Origin of the sequence: Actinoplanes flavus (genome assembly GCF_017592555.1) — a bacterium.
In the GTDB taxonomy this organism is placed as follows: Bacteria; Actinomycetota; Actinomycetes; order Mycobacteriales; family Micromonosporaceae; genus Actinoplanes; species Actinoplanes flavus.
In genome coordinates this window covers 66,227-84,730 of the sequence record NZ_JAGFNS010000035.1, presented here as the reverse complement: position 1 = coordinate 84,730, position 18,504 = coordinate 66,227, and the positions used below count along the sequence as shown (strand labels likewise).

The following is an 18,504-nucleotide window of genomic DNA, read 5'->3' as shown; positions in this document are numbered from 1 at the left end:
CGGCCCGCTGCGGCACCCACCCGTCTACCGACCACGGCGGCCGACTCCTGCGGCGGGAGCCTGGATGGTCAGGTGGTCCGCCAGGGCGTCCAAGAAGTCTCGGGCGTCGAAGGCCGCGCCTGCCGACACCACGCCGACCGCCTTCGACCGGCCGGTCAGCAGACGGGAGACGGCCTCCACCGCGAGCGGTGCGGTGATGGCGTAGATGTCCCGGCCCGCAACCGACATCCGGCGTTCCTCGCCACCGTTTCGTACGGCCACGTCGACCACGAACGTCTGCGCCGACCGGCCGCGATCGTCCACGGCGACCGGTGCCGACGTGGCGGCGGCCAGGTCGGCGGCCGCCACCGCGGTCATGTAGGTGCGAACCTCCGGGACGTCGAGGTGGCTGGGCACCGTGACCACGTCGGCCATCGTGAACTCGCCGATCACCGGCTGCGTGCCGAGCGCCCCGGGGAAGGTCCACTCCAAGGTTGGCAGGACGTCGTCGTGGTACCGCAACTCGCCTTCGGTGAACCGGACCCGGCGGCCCGCCCGGCGCTGTCCCGAGACGGTGCCCGAGGCCAACGTCCCGGCCGTGGGGTGCCAGCTGCTCAGCCCGTACGCGATGTGCACCTCGTCGGCGGCATCCCACTCCCCCATCGCGGCGGTGACCAGCAGGTCGCCCAGGCCACCGTAGAACGCCATGGCCGGAACCACCGGGACACCCGCATTCCGCGCCCGTTCGGCGAAGAGGGTGAACGTGTCGGCGTTGGCCTCGATCTCCGCGGCCACGTCGACATAGGGGATGCCGGCCCGCAGAGCCGCCTCGATCAGCGGCCCGGCGGTCTCCGCGAACGGGCCCGCGCAATTGATCACGGCGGCCGCGCCGGACAGCGCCAGGTCAAGCGAGGCCGGGTCACCGACCGTCGCCTGCCGCGCCGCGCCCTGCCCCATGGCCAGCAGCCGGTTCAGATCACGACCGACCAGCAGCGGTTCGTATCCCCGCTCCCGCAGCTCCGCCACCACGAACCGCCCGGTGTGCCCGTACGCCCCGAAAACCGCCACATTCGCGTTCATCCCGTTTCCCATGCCCAGAATCCTGTCCCGGAACAGAGAGCCGAACCAGTGTCCGGAACGACAGGCACCGTACAATTTCCGACATGAACTCTGTCGCTGTCGCCGCCACCGACGGCATGCTGCACTTCGAGCTGGCGCTGGCGTACGAGGTCTTCGGTTCTAAACCGGACGCCATCCCCGGCTCGTGGTACGACGTCACCGTCTGCGGCACCCGTCCGGTACGGGCCGGCCGTTTCCTGGTCGAACCCGACCACGGCCTGGAGCGCCTGGCCGCCGCCCACACGGTGATCGTCCCGGCGCTGGCCGACGTGGAGGCGGATCCGCCCGCCGACCTGGTCGACGCGGTCCGGACGGCACACGAGGCCGGCGCCCGGGTGGTCTCGTTGTGCACCGGCGTCTTCGTCCTCGCCGCCGCCGGACTGCTCGACGGCTTGCGCGCCACCACCCACTGGGCACACACCACGCAACTGGCGACCCGCTACCCGAAGATCGAGGTGGACCCCGACGTGTTGTACGTCGACAACGGCCGGGTCCTCACCTCCGCCGGCAAAGCCGCCGCCATGGACCTTTGCCTGCACCTGGTCCGGCGCGATCACGGTTCGGCGGTGGCCAACGTCGTGGCCCGCCGCCTCGTCGTCCCACCGCACCGGGCCGGAGGTCAGGCCCAGTTCGTGTCCACCCCGGTGCCCTCGCAGGACGGCCATCCCCTCACCGAGTTGCTGGCCTGGGTGATGCAACGGCTGGACCAGCCGCTGACCGTCGAGGACCTGGCCCGCCGCGCGAACCTGAGTTCCCGCCACCTGGCCCGCCACTTCCACGCGATCACCGGCACCACCCCGTTGCAGTGGCTGCACACCCAGCGGATCCGCCGGGCCCAGGAACTCCTGGAGTCCACCGACGACAGCATCGAGTCGATAGCCATCGCGGCCGGTATGGGAACGGCCACCACACTGCGCCGCCACTTTCACCGTACGATCGGCGTCCCGCCGGACGTCTACCGCCGCACCTTCCGCACCAGCCCCTGACCCCGTCCGCGCTCAGCCAGCCCGGTCCGGCGACATCCACGTTTCCGCTTCGTTCCGGTACGGCGATCCGTCGTTGCTCCGCAGCGGCGGACGCCGCAGAGGCCGGAGTTCTGCACCTGATCGGCACGCCGGCCGAGACCGCCGCCGTGCTTCCGGCACCGCACTGGCCGGCCCCCGGAGGCAGCCGGTAGGTGGGCATCGCGGCGGGTCAGGGCAGGCGGCCGGTGACGCAGGGGTCGTCCGGGTCGATCCTGGCGAGGATGCGGCGCCCGATTTCACCGAGCTGGCGCTGCTGGGCTTTGGTAAGAGCGTCGAAGATCAGTCGTCGCACCTCGTTGACGTGTCCGGGGGCGGCAGCGACGACCTTGTCCCAACCGGTGTCGGTGAGGATGGCGAGGGTGTAGCGGCCGTCAGCCGGGTCGGGGGTACGCCGGACCCAGTCGCGCTTCTCCAGCCGGGCGACGACCGGGGAGAGGCGCGACAGTGATCCTTCGACGAAGGCGGCCAGCACGCTCATCCGCAAGGTGCGCTCCGGCGACATCGACAGCCCGGCCAGCACCTGGTACTCGAAGTGACTGATGCCCGCTGACCGGGGCGCTGGAACTGCTCACCGCCGTCGGGCTGATCCTGCCCGCGCTGCTCGGCGTCGCGCCGGTGCTGGTCCCCCTCGCCGCGACCGGCCTGGTCCTGACCATGATCGGCGCGGCTGTCGTGCACGCCCGACGCAAGGAATACTCCAGCATCGGCGGCAACGTGGTCCTGCTGATCCTCGCCGTCGTCGTGGCGTGGGGCTGGTTCGGTCGGTACTCCTTCTGAGCTCACGTCCGTCGTGCGGTCGCGCCGCGCAAGGTCGCTCGACCGGCGTCGACGGCTACGGCATGCAGCTCGGGATCGTCGGCGTCACGGCCGACCGGCACTACTCGCCGTTGCTGCGCGGCTCCTTCGAAGCATGCAGTATCCAGTTGCGGCACTCCTGACCTGGGCCGGTCACCTCGACCGCAAATCACGACGATCTGCTCGACGGAATCGCCGGCAAGGGCGTGCCCAACCCGGTCCGGCCGGCAAGCGGTGGCCGAACGGCGCCGGGCCCGGCGGGGTTCGGGCAAGCGGTGGCCGAACGGCGCCGGGCCCTACGGGGTTCCTAACCGGTCACACGGCGCGCAGCGCGCCTGGTCGGCGGCCAGACAGCCGGTCCAGCGCCACCCTCGTGGCCTCGTCTGCCGGGAGATGGACGATCAACCGCTGCTCATCGGCATCCGGCAGGTCCAGCACCTCGAACGCGAGCCGCAACAGACCCACCTCGGGATGTGCCAGCAACTCCACACCGGACCGCTCCGGGAAACCACCCGGCGCCGCCATCCGATCGGTGAACTCGGCCCCGACCAGCACCGTGAGATCGCCTGCCAGCTCGACCGCGTGCGGATCTCCGCGGCGCACCTCGCTCTTGAGCTGGGCGATGTGCCCTTCGGCCACCCGGTCCCAGTCCGGGTACGCGTTACGCGCCCGCGGATCCACCATGACGAACCGAAGAATGTTGTGCCGGCGCCCGTCGAAGAGCCCGACCGGCCGGAACAACGCGTCGTAACCACTGGTGGCGGCCAGCACATCGCCGAGCCGGTTGAGCACCACGGCCGGACCTGGCTCCAGTCTGCTCAGCAGCGCACGGACGGTCGGCCGCACCTCGGTGGCCGGCATGTGCCCGGCTGGGCACATCACCCCGGACGCGGCCTTGCCCAGCCAGCGCAGATTCTCCCGGTCGGCCCGGCTGAACCGCAGCGCGGTGGCGAGCGCGTTGAGCACCTCGGGCGACGGATGCTGGTCACGGCCCTGCTCGAGCCGTGTCAGATAGTCCACACTGACCCCGGCCAGAGTGGCCACCTCGCCGCGGCGCAGCCCCGGCGTCCGCCGACGTGGCCCGGTCGGAAGCCCGACCTCCGCCGGCGTGGTCGCCTCTCGCCGCTCCCGCAGGAATCGCCCCAGTTCGTTGTCGCTCACGCCTCGACGTTAGCCACCTTCGGCTTCCGCAGCCTGGCCCTGTCGAGGCTAGGATCGACCGGGCCTCCCTCCCGGCAGCCGGCCGGGGCAGGGTGGTTCCCATGGATCTGGGACTGAACGGCCGAACCGTGATCGTCACCGGCGCGACGGGCGGGCTGGGTGAGCCGATCGCCCGTCGGTTCGCCGCCGAGGGCGCCGACGTGGCGGTCACCTACCACGATGCCGCCGACGCGGCCGCCAAACTCGCCGCCGACCTGGGCGGGCGCGCATTCCGGTTCGAGCTGGGCGATCCAGCCTCGGCCCGTGACCTGGTCGAGGGCGTGCTGGCCTGGACCGGCCGGGTCGACGTGCTGGTCAACAACGCGGTCCGCTGGGGCTCCGCGGCACCAGACCACACCGCCGGGTTCGAGAGCGCACCGGACGATCTGTGGCTGCGGGTGCTGCGCGACAACATCGAAGGCGCCGTGGCCCTGACCAGGCTCGTCACCCCACACATGCGCGAGCGCGGTTGGGGTCGCCTCGTGCACGTGTCATCGTCGATCGCCTCGCACGGCATGGCCGGCGGGGAGTATTACGGGGCGGCGAAAGCGGCTCTCAGCGGCTTCAACCGATCGGCGGCGTTCTCGCTGGGCAGCTCCGGCGACATCCTGACGAATGTGGTGTCACCGGGCCTCACCCGGACACGCACCAACACGCACATCACCGAGACGCTGCCCGAGGCCTACCTGGACACCATCCCCTTGGCCAGGCTGCTGACGGCCGAGGAGATCGCCGCCCCGGTGGTGTTCCTCGCCTCGGCGGCCAACACCGGCATCACCGGCCAGGTGATCGCCGTGGACGGTGGCATGTAATCACATCGCCGACGGGTCGGAGTCGGCGAGGACGGCCCGGTAGGCGGACTCCTTGAGTTCCGGCCCGGCGTAGTTCATTGAGCGTTCGCCGGGCCTCGGAGTTTCCGCGCGGTCTTGCCGCGGTTCTCCTTCTCGAGCTTCTTGGCACGTTTGCGGGCCGCCTTCTCGTCAAGGACGGCGACGCCGGCCGGCGCGGTCTCCTCAGGCGCCGCCACGTCGTCCGGTGCAGTGGCGGGCGGCGAGATCACGGCGATGCTCGGTGGGCTGCTTCGCGGGGGCGCCATCTGCGGCCCTGGGCTGCCGGCCCCGGTGGCTGCGACCGTCACGAGCACCCCGGCACCGACGACGGTGCCGAGCCCGGTGAGAAGAAGCCCACCACCCTTTCGTCCGGACCGGCCGGCCGCCTCGCGGCCAGCCGTCTTCGGATCCACGCCCGAATCGGCCTCGCCGCCATCGGTCACCCGAAAGGGCTGGGTTGCCCCACAGTCCAGGGCCACAGCGGAGACCCCCTCAACGGCCCCGCCACTCTCGACCACCCGAAAGGGCCGGGTCGCCCCACAGTCCATGGCCACACCGGAGACCCCCTCAACGGCCCCGCCACTCTCGACCACCCGAAAAGGCCGGGTCGCCCCACAGTCCATGGCCACACCGGAGACCCCCTCAACGGCCCCGCCACTCTCGACCACCCGAAAAGGCCGGGTCGCCCCACAGTCCATGGCCACACCGGAGACCCCCGCAACGGCCCCGCCACTCTCGACCACCCGAAAAGGCCGGGTCGCCCCACAACCCACCGCCACAGCGGAAGCATCCTCAACCGCTCGCCCACGACGGACCGGGAGCCCGTCCAGCGCAGCTGATCCGCCCCCGGCCTCTTCCTCTCGGCGGGCGGGCTTCCGATTCGATGCTCCGGCGGGCGTGTCATCGGTCCCCCGCCGAGATCGCGGCGGCTCCGCAAGCATGCTGAGCGGTGTGGGATCGGGGGCGAGGCTCATGTTCTCCAGGGCGGCGCGCACGGCTGCCGGGTCCGATGGCCGGTCGGCGGGGTATTTCGCCAGCATGGCCTGCACCAGGAGGTCGAGTTCGTCCGGCACGGGCCGGTGGGTGGAGGCGGGAGGCGGGACTCGTTCGACGTGGTCCCAGGCGATCCGCATCGGGCTGTCGCCGGTGAACGGCGGGCTTCCGGTCAGCATGGCGTACAGGACGCAGCCGAGCCCGTACAGATCGGTGCGGACGTCGACCGCACCACCGGCGACCTGTTCGGGTGCCATGTAGGTGCTCGTTCCGAGCATCTGCGCCGAACCGGTCAGTTCGCTGCGCGTGGCCCCGGCCACGCGGGCGATACCGAAGTCGCAGACCTTGACCCGACCGTCGTCGGTGATCAGGATGTTGGCCGGTTTGATGTCACGGTGCACGATTCCGGCCTCAGAGGCCGCCTCGAGCGCGGCGCACACCTGGGCCGCGATCCCGACCGCTCCGGCGATGTCGAGAGGACCGCCCGCCAGGAGTGCCGCGAGGCTGCGGCCCGGCACCAGTTCCATCACCAGATAGGGGACGCCACCGTCGGTACCGACGTCGTGGAGCGCCACGATGTTCGGGTGCGCGAGTCCGGCCACCATCCGGGCCTCCCGCTCGAACCGGCCCGCGACGGTCGGGTCGGCCAGCACCCGCTCGTGCAGCACCTTGACCGCCACCATGCGCCCGAGCCACCGGTCGGTCGCCCGCCAGACCGCGGCCATTCCGCCGCTTCCCAACATCGACCGCAGTTCATACCGGTTGTTCAGGACGTATCGCACCATCGCGACACCTTGGCACACCTTCTCGCCACCCCGCACGTGTCGACCGGCGGCAATGCCCCGACCCGGTGAAAGCCCGATCAGGAGGTGGGTGGAAACGATGTCAGCGCCGACTATCACGACGCCGGGATCACGCCTCCGCTGTACCTCAGGTTCTCGGGGTTTCGGTCACGGGCTACCGAGTCCCGGACCCTCGACCACCCGGCTCAGCGCTGTCCGGCGAGATCGGCGCGGACCGTCACGGTCGCATCCATCGGCCGGCCGAAGCGCACCGGCCGCCAGCGGCGATTGGAGGGCGTGCGGGAGAGGTTTCGGTACGAACGCCGGGGCCGCCGACCGCGCCTGGCCGGCACGAGGATGATCGCGGACGATCCGAGTTCACGCTTCTCTCAGGGCGGGCACAGCGGTGGGGACCGAGAATGCGGGAATGGTTCGCCTGTCGGAACGATCCGCTGTCGTCCTGGTCGCCGTTTCCCGGCCGTGGTTCTGGCCGGTCTCCTGGGTCCCCGCCTATCTCGGCACCGTCCTGGCAGGAAAGGCGTGGATGCCCGCTGACCCGCCACGCGCGGCGGTGGCGTTGCTGATCCTCGGGCCGCTGGTGTGGGGTGCGGTCCTGGCCCAGAACGACCTGTACGACCTGGACAGTGACCGGGCCAACCCGCGCAAGGCGGACGCGCCGCTGGTCACCGGTGTCGTCACCGCCGGGCGACTGCGCTGGTGGTACCGGGGCTTCGCGGTGGCGGCACTCGGGTTCGCGCTGTTTGTCGGGCCGCTGTTCGTGCTCGGTGTGGCGGCCGTGCTCGGGCTGGGGTGGGCGTACAGCGTGCCGCCGCTGCGGCTGAAGACGCGGCCCGGCTGGGACGTGGCGGTCAACGCGCTCGTGGTGGGTGCCGTGGCGCCGGCCGCCGGCTGGGCGATCACCCGGGAGCCGTGGGCGTTCCCGTGGCAGTTCGCGCTGATCGGGGTGCTGTTCGCGGCCGCCTTCTACGTGCCGACCACGGTCACCGATCTGGCCGCCGACGCCACGGCCGGCTATACGACGTTCGCGACTCGTTTCGGGGCGCGTACGGCGTACCGGATCGGGGTGGTTCTCTGGATTCTCGCCATGGCCGTGGCGCTGATCTGCGCGAGTCTCGACGTGGTCGTGCCCCGGTCCACCCTGGTGCCGCAACTGATCGTCGCGCCGATGCTGGTAGCGGGTTATGCGGCGCTTACCCGGCGGCCGACGATTCCTCGCCTCGCGGCGTTGTCGGTGCTGTTCGCGGTGCCGACCGCCGGGTTCGCTCTCGCCTATGTCGGCTGATCCGGCGCTGGCCATCCGGGCCGCCGGATGGCCACGACCGGAAGCCCGTCTACGACAGCGAATCGGACAGCACCGCGGACCATGCCGACGGCGAAGGGCGCACCGCAGATCATGCTCAGGGCGAAGGGCACACCGCAGATCATGCTGAGGGCGAAGAACAGACCGCGAACCATGCTCAGGGCGAAGGACGCACCGCAGATCATGCTCAGGGCGAAGGACGCACCGCGGACCATGCTCAGGGCGAAGGACGGACCGCGGACCATGCTCAGGGCGAAAAGCGGACCGCAGATCATGCTCAGGGCGAAAGGGCGCACCGCGGACCATGCCGACGGCAAAACGCACCGCGGGGCACGCTGCGGGCGAAGGCCTCACCGCGCAACACGCTGCGGGCGAAGGCCTCACCGCGGATCATGCTGGCGGCGAAGGCCGTATCGGCGCCTCCATGACGTGCATGCTCTCTACCGGCCGGAATCCGAATCGCCGGTTCGTGGCGATCATGGCGGCGTTGTCGTCGGCCGTCCAGGAGTGCAGATGGGACACGTCGGGGAACCGCGCGGCCAGTTCGGCGAGGTTCGCCGACTTCAAGGCCGCACCGAGACGCCGGCCGCGGTGCGCACGCAGCACAAACGTGTCGTCCTGCTGCGCGTGCCGGCCGTCGGAGTTGACGAATATCCGCGTGTACCCCGCCGGATTGCCATCCGGGGCGCGCAGCAGCGTGGTGACGATGCCCCACCCGGCTGCGGCCAGCCGCTCGTCGCCGCGCAGCACCTCGGCCGCGGTGAAGGTGGCCGGCTCGTGGTCGCGGTCGCCGATCGGGACGTCCTGCTCCATCAGTGTTCGCATGGCCGCGAAGTCGGCGGCCGTCGCGGGCGGCACCGGGCCGGTCCAGGTGTGCGGGCGGTATCCCTCCGGCAGTTCGGCCGGCACGACCGGAGCCGGTAGGCCGACCAGATAGCGGCACTCGGTCAGCTTGCTCTCGAAGCCGCGTGCCAGCGCGAACCGGCCACCGGCATGCTCCGTGAGGGTGGCCGTCAGCGGCACGTTGACCTCGGTGGAGACGATTCGGCGTCCCCGCTCGCTCGCCAGCGCGACCGCCGTCTCGAACAGCGCCGCTCCGGCGCCGCGCCGCCGATGCCGTGGCGCCACGGCGAGTTCCACCTCGACGGTGTGTGAATTGGCCACCCTGGGCAGGTTCACGATGATCCCGCCGAGGCACTCGTCGCCGTCCCAGGCCCCGAAGGCACGGCGTTCGAGGTGGGCGTTGCCCGCGGTGGTGCGCAGCGAGGTCAGCGTGGAATCGGCGCCGGCCAAGGTCGGATGGTCGCGGCCGGCGACGCTTCCGGCATGAAACGCCGCGAACCACGGGCCTGCATCGGGACCATGGGGGTCGAGCGCACGCAACTGCATCGGGCCACCCTCTGACCCGGCGGCCGCGCGGGTCAACCGAATTCGGGGCCGCCAACCGCCCGGATCCAAGCGATGACCGGCGCCAACCACACGGGGCTGGGCACTGACCGACACCGACCGCACGGATCCAAGCGATGACCGACGCCAACCACACGGGGCTGGGCACAGCCCGGCGCCAACCACGGCGGACCGTCGGCGCTGGTCGCGCGACCGAGCTGCCCGGCGGCATCTTCCGGCTGGCGAGCGGGGCCCGGCAGTTGGACGGCGGCCTGACGAAACTGTCCAAGGGCGGTCACGAACTGGCCACCGGTCTCGGTGAGTTGCGCAGCGGGGCGGGTCAGCTGGCCGACGGCCTGGCCGACGGCGCCGCCGAGATTCCCGGCTACGACGACGCCGCGCACCGGGCCGACGTGCTCGCCGACCCGGTCTCGCTGGACCGTGACGTCCGGCATCCGGCCGGCACCTATGGGGTCGGATTCGCGCCGTACTTCCTGGCCCTGGCCCTCTGGGTCGGCGCAATGATCAACTACATGCTGTTGCGGCCGCTGAACCGGCGCTACCTGATGTCCGGCGCACCACCGCTGCGGGTGGCCCTCGCGGGACTGCTCCCCGGGGTGGTGATGGGCGCCGTCCAGGCCGGCCTGCTCTACGCCGTGGTGCATTTCGTGCTCGGGCTCACGCCGGTGCACGCCGCAGCGACCCTGGCGCTGATGTTCGGCACGGCCGCCGTCTTCGCCGGGATCATGCAGCTGATCGGCGCGGCACTGGGACCGGCCGGGCGGGTCATGGCGCTGGCACTGCTGATGGTGCAGCTCACCTCGTCCGGGGGCACCTATCCGGTCCAGACGTCACCGAGCTTCTTCCAGGCCGTCCATCCACTGCTGCCGATGACGTGCGTGGTCGAGGCGATCCGGCAAGCGGCACACGAGCGGCACGCCGTCAAGACGCCCAGTGATCGACTTTCGTCACTTGATCAGGTTTTCTAGTGTGGCGCAGGATTGTGTCCGGACTGCGGTCACAGTCCACTTGCACCTGTCCAGCCGGCGCGCTGCCACCAACGTTCCACCATCTCAAGGAGCACCGTTGCGATTCATTCGCATCCGAGCCATCATCACTGCGGCAGCCCTCGGGTTGTCCACGGTCCCACTGATACCCGGCACCGCCGCATCGGCCGCCGATGACGTCGTCGAGTGGGCCACCACCAACGGCGAGCCGGTGAGCATCACCACTACCACCGCCGGCCAGAAGGCGTACGTCTACTTCAGTGGTTCCGTGGGCCGGCACCTGACCATCTCGTGCGAGAAGAGCGCGGGCACACCGACGTACGTGCTGCAGGCGTTCGATGGCAGCCAGGTCGAGGGCTCGCGCACCTGCGACGCCACCCGGCCCACCGACATCAACCTGCTCAAGGCGGACGGCCGCTACCGGCTGCTGGTCACTGACCGCAACGCGCAGACCTTCGGCGCGACCGTCAAGGTCCAGCAGTTCGACAACGCCGCGGGCACCCTGATGGCCGGCGCCCAGCCGATCACGGTGAAAACCGCCGATGCCAAGCAGAACGTCTCCCTCGCCCTGGCGATGACGGACGGCGACCGGGTGCAGCTGACCTGCCAGGCGACCGGTGCCACCTCCGACATCACGGTGATCGGCCCGCGCGGCACTGTCGTCCAGCCCGATCTGGGCACCAACGCGGCCTCGTGTTCCAGTTTCAGCGTCGGTGAGGGCCCGCTGATCACCGCCACCGAGACCGGCATGTACCAGTTCGTGATTCACCCGATGTTCTCGGGCCAGGTCAAGACCGTGACCGCGGCCGCCGTCCGGGTGGCCGCCGACGCCACCGGCCCGATCGCCACGGACGGCACCCCGCTGACCCTCGCCACGACGGGCGCCTACCAGCGCGTCAAGACGACGTTCTCGCTGGCGGCACCCACCCAGGTGTACGTCACCTGCGCCCGCAAGGGCGACGATTCCGCCTTCATCACGCTGTACCGCCCAACCGGCGTGAGCGAGAAGTTCGGCTCGTGCCAGTACGCCGGACCCGGTACCGAGGCGACCGCGTTCGGCGAGCGACTGAACCTGCCCGCGGGCACCTGGACGATGGTCGCCGACCCCGACGGGACGAGCACCAACGAGTTCACCCTCCAGGTGCACACCGTGCCCGCGCCTGTGACGGCCGAACTGCCCCTCGACGGCACCCCGGTCACCCTGCACACCATCACGCCGGGCCAGCTGGCCCAGTTCACGGTCAACGCCGCGGGTGGCGAACGGGTCTTCATCGGCTGCCGGCTCGGCACCTACCGCGAGCCGAACCCGTGGACCTACGACGCTCCGGCCGGTGTCGGCTTCACCCACCCGGCCGGGCAGTTCGGCGACAGCGGTAGCTGCGAAAAGCCTGACCAGAGTGACTACCCCAAGGTCTTCTTCGGGTACGGAATCCCCCTGGTCCGGGCCGGAAAGCACACGCTGACCGTGCGGATGCGGATGGCGGAGACGAACTCGGTGACGCTCTGGGCGTACAAGATCCCGGCCGTCACCGAGGCGACCGCGACCACGGACGGCACCCCGGCGACGGTGGAGACCTCGGTGGCCGGTCAGGGGGCGCTCATCCGCTTCCCGGGCGTGGAGGGCCAGAAGTACACGGTGTCGTGCGACGTCACGGGAGCGCCGCGATCCGCCTTCCTGATGCTGACCAGCCCGAGCGATGCGTTCGTCGACAGCCCGTACTCCACGGACTGCGGCCCGACCGGCACCTTCACCACGGCCGCGCTGAAGGAGTCCGGCGACTTCCGGCTCAACCTGCACTTCCAGGGCGACGGTACCGGCAAGGCAACGGTGACGGTCCGGCCCGCGAGCTGAGCACGACCGCACCACCCGCAGGGGCCCGGCAGCGCCGGTCCCCTGCGGCATCTTCAAGGCCTTGCCATCAGACTGCGCAATCGCCCTGGAGGCTTGCCATCCGTCGGAAGACCATCACGTCGGCGCTTGTCCTGCGCCTCTCTCCAGTTGTCCGAGATCCAGTCGGACTGGAGCTGCGCGATCGACAGCAGCTGGTCGCGCGTGAACCGGCCGATCGTCGTTCTCGGATCCACATCCTCGGTCGTGGCACGCACAATGCCGCCGACCTCCTCCACCGCCGCCAGGTGGATCTGGGACTCCTTCAGGTTGCGGCCCCACCGCGACCACTTCCAGAGAATCGCATAGGACCAGCGCCCGTCCTTAACACCCTTGATGACCTCCTCTACGCGCCAGCAGTCGATTGTGTGGCGCTGCACCTCCGGCGAGATCAGGTCATCACCGCGGCCGCCCACCTTGGAAACGCGGATGTAGGCGACCCCCGTACGTTCGTCAGCCATGCCCGGCTCCTCCCCCATGATCCGATGTAGCTGGGTTCGGCACCTCTGACGTTGGCGAGAAGGATCCCACAGAGGGCGAATCCGCGAAGGACGTCGAGCGGCGCGATCCGTCCGGTCCCGGTCGGGCGGGCGGGGGCGGCCGGCGGGCGCTGAGCCGTAGTCATGGCCCACAGACTTCGCTGTTCGGCGAGCCCGGTCCTCTACCTGCGGTCCAGAATCGACGACCGCGCCCTACGACTTCTGGCCAGTGACGGTGGGGCCACTTTCAACCTATATCGCACGGGGGGACTTGCGGCAAGACGGCGGAATCGGGCGAGAATCGCGGTCCACAGCCAGAAGGGGGGCGGAAATGATCGATGTGATCATCGCCGGGGGCGGGCCGACCGGCATGATGCTGGCGGCCGAGCTGCGGCTGCACGGGGTGCAGGTGGTGGTGCTGGAGCGGGAGCCGGAGCCGCCGCCGTTCGTACGCTCGATGGGTCTGCATGTGCGCAGCATCGAAATCATGGATCAGCGCGGCCTGCTGGACCGCTTCCTCGCACACGGGCGCACACATCCGCTGGCGGGCTTCTTCGCCGGCATCGAGGCGCCCGCGCCGGAGCGCCTCGACACCGCGCACGGCTACGTGCTCGGCATCCCGCAGACGATCACCGACCGGCTGCTGGCCGAGCACGCCGCCGCGCTGGGCGCCGACATCCGCCGCGGCGCCGAGCTGACCGGCCTGAGCCAGGACGACGAGGGGGTGACCGCCGAACTGGCGGACGGCACCCGGCTGCGGGCCCGCTACCTGGCCGGATGCGACGGCGGCCGCAGCACCGTACGCCGGCTGCTCGGGGTCGCCTTCCCCGGTGAACCGGCGCGGGTGGAGACGCTGCTTGGCGAGATCCGGGTGACCGCGTCGCCGGAGACGGTGGCGGAGGTGGTCGCCGAGGTCCGGCGTACCCAGAAGAGGTTCGGACTGGGGCCGCTCGGTGACGGGGTGTACCGGGTGGTGGTCCCGGCCGCCGGGGTCGCCGAGGACCGCACCGCCCCGACCACCCTCGACGAGGTGCGGCAGCAATTGCAGAAGGTGGCGGGCACCGATTTCGGGGCGCACTCACCGCTCTGGCTGTCGCGGTTCAGCGACGCCACCCGGCTGGCCGAACGCTACCGGGACGGCCGGGTGTTCCTGGCCGGCGATGCCGCGCACGTCCACCCGCCGACCGGTGGGCAGGGGCTGAACCTGGGCGTACAGGACGCTTTCAACCTGGGCTGGAAGATCGCGGCCACGGTACGGGGATGGGCTCCCGACGGCCTGCTCGACACCTACCAGAGCGAGCGGCACCCGGTCGCGGCCGACGTCCTGAACAACACCCGCGCCCAGATGGAGCTGATGTCGACCGAGCCGGGCCCGCAGGCGGTGCGGCGGCTGCTGGCCGAGCTGATCGGCTTCGAGGAGGTGAACCGGCACCTGATCGAGAAGATCACCGCGCTGAACGTGCGCTACGACTTCGGCCCCGGCCACGACCTGCTGGGCCGACGGCTGCGGGACGTGCGGTTGAAGCGCGGCCGGCTGTACGAGCTGACCCGCGGTGGCCGTGGCCTGCTGCTGGACCAGACCGGCCGGCTGGACGTGACCGGCTGGACGGATCGTGTGGATCACGTGGTCGACGTGAGCGAGGAACTGGACGTGCCGGCGGTGCTGCTGCGACCGGACGGGCACGTGGCGTGGGCCGGTGACGAGCCGGCGGGCCTGGCGGCGGCGCTGCGCCGGTGGTGGGGTGCGGCGGTCGGGTGACAGTTGGCCGAATCGGCACCGGACAGGTGATCTGGTACTCCGTGGGGGCGCCGCAGTCAGTACCCTCGATCCGGTGAGCGCCGCGCCCGATCCGCTGCACTATCCCGACATCGTCGCCGCCGGGGATCTCCGGACCGCCCTCCAGGCCCGGTTCGAGGAGTCCGGTGTGCCACTGCGCGCCGAGGTCCCGTCGTCGCCGGGCTGGATCCGGGTGGGCGCCCGGGTCGAGACCGGCGACCGGCAGGTGACCGTGCTGATGGCCGTCGATGACCGCGCCTTCCTGCTGGATTTCTGGATGCGGGGCGTCGCGATGGCCCGGGGCCGCACCGCCGATCTCGGGGAGGTCGCCGCCGGGATCGGCACGTTCCTGTCCGGTGCGGCGGTGGCCGTATTGGGCGCCACCCACGGGTTCGTGACCTACGGCGAGTTCGCCGAGGCGTTCGAGCGGGGTGAGCCCGAGGCGATCGCGCTCACCTGGCGGCGGTTCCTCGCGAAGGACGGGACGGCGCCGCCGCACCGGCGAGGGCTGGACGGCTTCCTGCGGGCGGCGGCGGAGGAGCCCCGGCTGCGGGCGCTGTACCCGTTCACCAGCCACTGGGACTTCGGTCTGCGGCCGGGCGTCGCCGATGCCGCGAGCCGGGCGGTCGCCTGGGTCCGGCCGGTCGGCGACCGTTATCTGGTGGCCGGCCGCGACCGTGGCGACCTGGACCGGATCGCCGATCCGGTCGGGGCCCACGACGCGGTCGCCCTGGTCCTGGCCGCGTTGGACCGGGGCGCGTAGAGATCCAGGCGCGTAGAGATCCGGGCGCATAGAGATCCGGGCGCATAGAGATCCGGGCGCGTAAAGATCCGGGCGCGTAAAGATCCGAGCGCGACGGACCGGTCAGGCCCGGCGCGGGCACGGCGGCCTGGAGGCCGCGGCGCCGGGGCGAGATCCCGTCCGGGGCCCGCGGACGGCGTACCGGAATGGGGTCAAAGGAGGCCGAGGTCGCGGGCCCGGGCGACCGCCTCGCTGCGCCGAGAGACGCCCAGCTTGCGATAGATCGCACGGATGTGCGCCTTGACGGTGTTGACCGAGATGCTGAGTTCGCGGGCGATCTCGGCGGAGCCGAGCATGGTCGGCAGGAAGAGCAGCACCTCGGCTTCGCGTTCGCTGAGCACCTCGGTGGCCGCGGTCTTGCGGGTGGCGCGGAGTGCGGAGCGCAGCTCTTCGAGGAAGGTGGCGTGGCCGTCGCCGGGGCGCAGGAGCTGGAGGCGGTGCAGGAGGTCGTCGAGACGCCCGTCGGCGTGGACCAGGAACGGGCGGCGGATCTGTTCGCGTTCGGCCAGGTGGAGGGTGTCGCTGAGCAGGTCGACGGCCTGCCCGGCCTGGCCGCGGAGGTCGGCGATCAGGGCGATGATCAGGCCGGCCTCGACGGTGGCGGCGGTGTAGGGCAGGACCGCGGGCCGGGGGTCGAGCAGATGCCCGGCCCGCCGGAAGTCCTTGTGGGCGAACGCGAGCCGGGCGTGGGCGACCTGTTGGGCCAGATCGCCGTCGGCCACCGTGATTCCGGTCGGGGGCGCGCCGATGTGGCCGGCGGCGAGGTCGGCCTCGATCTCGATCGTGGCGAGCCAGCGGTCGAGCCACGGGATCCGGGTGCGCGGGCTCCGGTCGGCGCGGGCGGCTTCCAGGAAGACATGTGCCTTGGCCGGCTCGCCGCGGGTGGCGGCCAATCTCGCCTGCGCCCCGAGCATCACGACGCGCTGCGCGGCCTCCGGCTCGCTGTGGTGTGCCCGCATCCCGTCCTGGAGGGCCTGTTCGGCGTCGGCGAACTCGCCGCGTTCCAGGTGGACCAGGACCATGGCGAGATGCGCGGCCACCGACTGCACGGTGTGCTGCCAGCCGTTCTTGGCGGCCCGTTCGCGGGCGTCGCCGGCGAGCTGCCGGGCCGCGGCGACCGAGCCGCACATCACCTCGAGCAGGCCGAGATGGCCGTCGGCGTTGATTTCGGCGAGTTCCAGCCCGGCGGCGCGGGAGGCGCCGGCCGAAGCCCACAGGTCACGAACGGCGGCGTCCAGGTCGCCGGACCACAGGTTGGCCAGGCCCCGGTTGTTGAGCGCGATCGCCCGCTGCTGGGTGACGGCGGCGCCCCCCACGGCGCCGTCGCCGGCCAGCAGGTCGAGCAGTTCGTCGCAGCCGGCCCGGACCGCCGGCATGTCGCCGACCGCACGGTCGGCGGCCAGTTGCAGGGTGAGGCGCATCAGCTCGACCGGCCGGTGCTCGTCGCCGGGGCGGCGGCGCAGAAGCCGGCGGGCGTGGTCGAGGCGGGCCGGGATCGCCTCGAAGTCGCCGTCGTGGAAGAGCAGGACGGCGGCGCAGATCATCAGCTCGGCGGTGGAGTCGAACCGGTCGGCGGGCACCTGCCGCAGCAGCCGGACCAGAGCGGACCGGTGCGCGGAGAGGACGAGCGGCGCGGCCTGGCCGGTGACCAGCCGTCCGATGTAGGTCCAGTCGCCGGCCGAGACGGCGTGGGTGAGCGCCTCCATGACCGAGTCGTTGGCGGCGTGCCAGCGGGCGGCCCGCCGGTGCAGCTCGGTGACGACGGCCGGGCTCTCCACCTGGAGGCGGTGGCCGAGGGCGTCGCGGAGCAGATGGTGGTAGCGGAACCACAGCGGACGGTCGCCGAGCCGGATCACGAAGTCGTTCTCGTGCTCGAACTGTTCGAGCATGCGCTGGCCGTCCCGGCCGGTGGTGATGGCGTTGGCCAGGCCGGCGCAGATCCGCTCGCAGATGCTGGTCTGGAGCAGGAACCGGCGCTGCCGCCGGCTGCGGTTGGCCAGCACCTCCTCGGTGAGGTATTCGTCGATGCCACGGCCGTCGCCGGCGAACTCGGCGACCGACCGGCTGTGGTGCCCGGCCAGGAAGCCGGCGCCGAGGTGCAGGCCGATGGCCCAGCCCTCGGTCCGGTCCAGGAGGGTGGCGAGGTCAGCGGCGGTGAGGTCGACCCCGTGCCCGGTCACCAGGTCGGCGGCCTCCGGCTCGGTGAAGGCCAGGTGGCTGGCCCGGATCTCGGTGATCAGCCCCGCGGCACGCAGCCGGTGCAGGTTGAGGGCGGGCCGGGCCCGGCTGATCAGGAACAGTCGAACCGGTTCGGGTGGGTGCCGCAGCAGGTCGCTCATCTCGGCCAGCACGCGCGGGTCGTCGATCTCGTGGAAGTCGTCGATGATCAGCACGGACCGGTCCGGCAGACGGCTGAGGCCGTCGGCGACGACGCGTATGCGCTCCCGCTGGTCGGCCGGGACGGCGGTGATCGCGGCGAGTGGGTTGTCGGCGGCGAGCAGGTCGGCGGTGCGCAGGGCGGCCACCACGTACGCCCAGAAGGTCTGCGGGTCGTTGTCGTGGCGATCCAGGTTGAGCCAGGCGACCGGCGTGGCCGCGGCCCGCGCCCAGGCCGAGACGAGCATCGTCTTGCCCCAGCCGGCACCCGCGCTGACCAGCGTGACCGGCGTGTCCATGGCCGCGTCGAGCAGGTCGAACAGTCGCTGCCGGTCGACGCCGGCGCGGGTCACCCGTGGCTGGGCGGTCTTCACGGGAATCAGGGGCAGGAGAGCCGCTCCGATCCGACTCGCGTCCATCGCTCCCCCCGGGAAATGCCGTATGCCTCAGCGAAACATCATGGTTCATTCAAGTCCATACCGGCACACCCATCGCAAGTGACCGATTTTGATCGTGGTGTGGATCACCCCGGTGCAGCCATGACGTCCCGCCCTCCGCCGGTTACCCGCCGGTCCGTATCCTCGCCCAGCCTGGCGGCCGCATCAATCCCTACCGCGTGCCTGGGCAATCCGCCACACCGTCACGAGACCCGGGGCGGGCCGGTGTGGACGGTGAACAAACCTGCGAAATGACATTCGATGAGCACCCGGTCACGCACCGACAGACGCCACGGTCCATTTTGCAA

16 protein-coding genes are annotated in these 18,504 nt (G+C 71.2%); 8 read left to right on the top strand and 8 right to left on the bottom strand.

The window, feature by feature from the left end; genetic code table 11:
- Positions 1 to 24: 24 nt before the first annotated feature.
- Positions 25 to 1,071 (bottom strand): saccharopine dehydrogenase family protein, encoded by a 1,047-nt coding sequence (locus J5X75_RS37480; RefSeq protein WP_238490633.1) that lies wholly within the window; start codon positions 1,069 to 1,071, stop codon positions 25 to 27.
- 71 nt (positions 1,072 to 1,142) lie between these two features.
- Between J5X75_RS37480 and J5X75_RS37475 the strand changes: the two genes are divergently transcribed.
- Positions 1,143 to 2,084 (top strand): helix-turn-helix domain-containing protein, encoded by a 942-nt coding sequence (locus J5X75_RS37475; protein ID WP_208472381.1) that lies wholly within the window; start codon positions 1,143 to 1,145, stop codon positions 2,082 to 2,084.
- A gap of 208 nt (positions 2,085 to 2,292) precedes the next feature.
- Here the strand turns inward: J5X75_RS37475 and J5X75_RS37470 are convergent, their stop codons facing one another.
- On the bottom strand, positions 2,293 to 2,643 hold the full coding sequence (locus J5X75_RS37470) for a MarR family winged helix-turn-helix transcriptional regulator (RefSeq protein ID WP_307798511.1): 351 nt from the start codon (positions 2,641 to 2,643) through the stop codon (positions 2,293 to 2,295).
- Between the two features lie 26 nt (positions 2,644 to 2,669).
- On the opposite strand from J5X75_RS37470, the gene J5X75_RS37465 reads away from it, so the two are divergent.
- Positions 2,670 to 2,900 (top strand): DoxX family protein, encoded by a 231-nt coding sequence (locus J5X75_RS37465; RefSeq protein WP_208472404.1) that lies wholly within the window; start codon positions 2,670 to 2,672, stop codon positions 2,898 to 2,900.
- 333 nt (positions 2,901 to 3,233) lie between these two features.
- On the opposite strand, the gene J5X75_RS37460 is transcribed toward J5X75_RS37465, so the two are convergent.
- Positions 3,234 to 4,079, bottom strand: a complete 846-nt coding sequence (locus J5X75_RS37460) for a helix-turn-helix transcriptional regulator (protein ID WP_208472379.1) — start codon at positions 4,077 to 4,079, stop codon at positions 3,234 to 3,236.
- 101 nt (positions 4,080 to 4,180) lie between these two features.
- Between J5X75_RS37460 and J5X75_RS37455 the strand changes: the two genes are divergently transcribed.
- Positions 4,181 to 4,930 carry an SDR family NAD(P)-dependent oxidoreductase gene (locus tag J5X75_RS37455; RefSeq protein ID WP_208472378.1) on the top strand — a complete coding sequence of 250 codons (750 nt, stop codon included), beginning with the start codon at positions 4,181 to 4,183 and terminating at the stop codon, positions 4,928 to 4,930.
- 74 nt (positions 4,931 to 5,004) lie between these two features.
- Here the strand turns inward: J5X75_RS37455 and J5X75_RS37450 are convergent, their stop codons facing one another.
- A complete protein-coding gene (locus J5X75_RS37450; protein ID WP_208472377.1) occupies positions 5,005 to 6,726 on the bottom strand; it encodes a serine/threonine-protein kinase in 1,722 nt (573 codons plus the stop codon).
- A gap of 424 nt (positions 6,727 to 7,150) precedes the next feature.
- On the opposite strand from J5X75_RS37450, the gene J5X75_RS37445 reads away from it, so the two are divergent.
- Entirely contained in the window at positions 7,151 to 8,026 is an 876-nt protein-coding gene (locus J5X75_RS37445; protein ID WP_208472375.1) for a UbiA prenyltransferase family protein, read from the top strand.
- Here J5X75_RS37445 and J5X75_RS37440 read toward each other — a convergent pair.
- Entirely contained in the window at positions 8,014 to 8,340 is a 327-nt protein-coding gene (locus J5X75_RS37440) for a hypothetical protein (protein ID WP_208472373.1), read from the bottom strand. The genes J5X75_RS37445 and J5X75_RS37440 overlap by 13 nt on opposite strands.
- A gap of 94 nt (positions 8,341 to 8,434) precedes the next feature.
- Positions 8,435 to 9,433: a GNAT family N-acetyltransferase gene (locus tag J5X75_RS37435; protein ID WP_208472372.1), complete on the bottom strand. Its 999-nt coding sequence runs from the start codon at positions 9,431 to 9,433 to the stop codon at positions 8,435 to 8,437.
- A 134-nt stretch (positions 9,434 to 9,567) separates the two neighbouring features.
- On the opposite strand from J5X75_RS37435, the gene J5X75_RS37430 reads away from it, so the two are divergent.
- Together J5X75_RS37430 and J5X75_RS37425 are read left to right on the top strand one after the other, a co-directional pair.
- Entirely contained in the window at positions 9,568 to 10,419 is an 852-nt protein-coding gene (locus J5X75_RS37430) for a YhgE/Pip family protein (RefSeq protein WP_208472371.1), read from the top strand.
- Between the two features lie 97 nt (positions 10,420 to 10,516).
- On the top strand, positions 10,517 to 12,289 hold the full coding sequence (locus J5X75_RS37425; RefSeq protein WP_208472370.1) for a hypothetical protein: 1,773 nt from the start codon (positions 10,517 to 10,519) through the stop codon (positions 12,287 to 12,289).
- A gap of 53 nt (positions 12,290 to 12,342) precedes the next feature.
- Here the strand turns inward: J5X75_RS37425 and J5X75_RS37420 are convergent, their stop codons facing one another.
- Complete coding sequence (locus tag J5X75_RS37420) at positions 12,343 to 12,786, bottom strand: recombinase family protein (RefSeq protein ID WP_208472368.1); 444 nt, start codon at positions 12,784 to 12,786, stop codon at positions 12,343 to 12,345.
- 349 nt (positions 12,787 to 13,135) lie between these two features.
- On the opposite strand from J5X75_RS37420, the gene rox reads away from it, so the two are divergent.
- Complete coding sequence (gene rox / locus J5X75_RS37415) at positions 13,136 to 14,563, top strand: rifampin monooxygenase (RefSeq protein ID WP_208472366.1); 1,428 nt, start codon at positions 13,136 to 13,138, stop codon at positions 14,561 to 14,563.
- 73 nt (positions 14,564 to 14,636) lie between these two features.
- Complete coding sequence (locus J5X75_RS37410) at positions 14,637 to 15,344, top strand: DUF6193 family natural product biosynthesis protein (RefSeq protein WP_208472364.1); 708 nt, start codon at positions 14,637 to 14,639, stop codon at positions 15,342 to 15,344.
- A 191-nt stretch (positions 15,345 to 15,535) separates the two neighbouring features.
- On the opposite strand, the gene J5X75_RS46245 is transcribed toward J5X75_RS37410, so the two are convergent.
- Entirely contained in the window at positions 15,536 to 18,133 is a 2,598-nt protein-coding gene (locus J5X75_RS46245; protein WP_208472363.1) for a winged helix-turn-helix domain-containing protein, read from the bottom strand.
- Positions 18,134 to 18,504 lie beyond the last annotated feature (371 nt).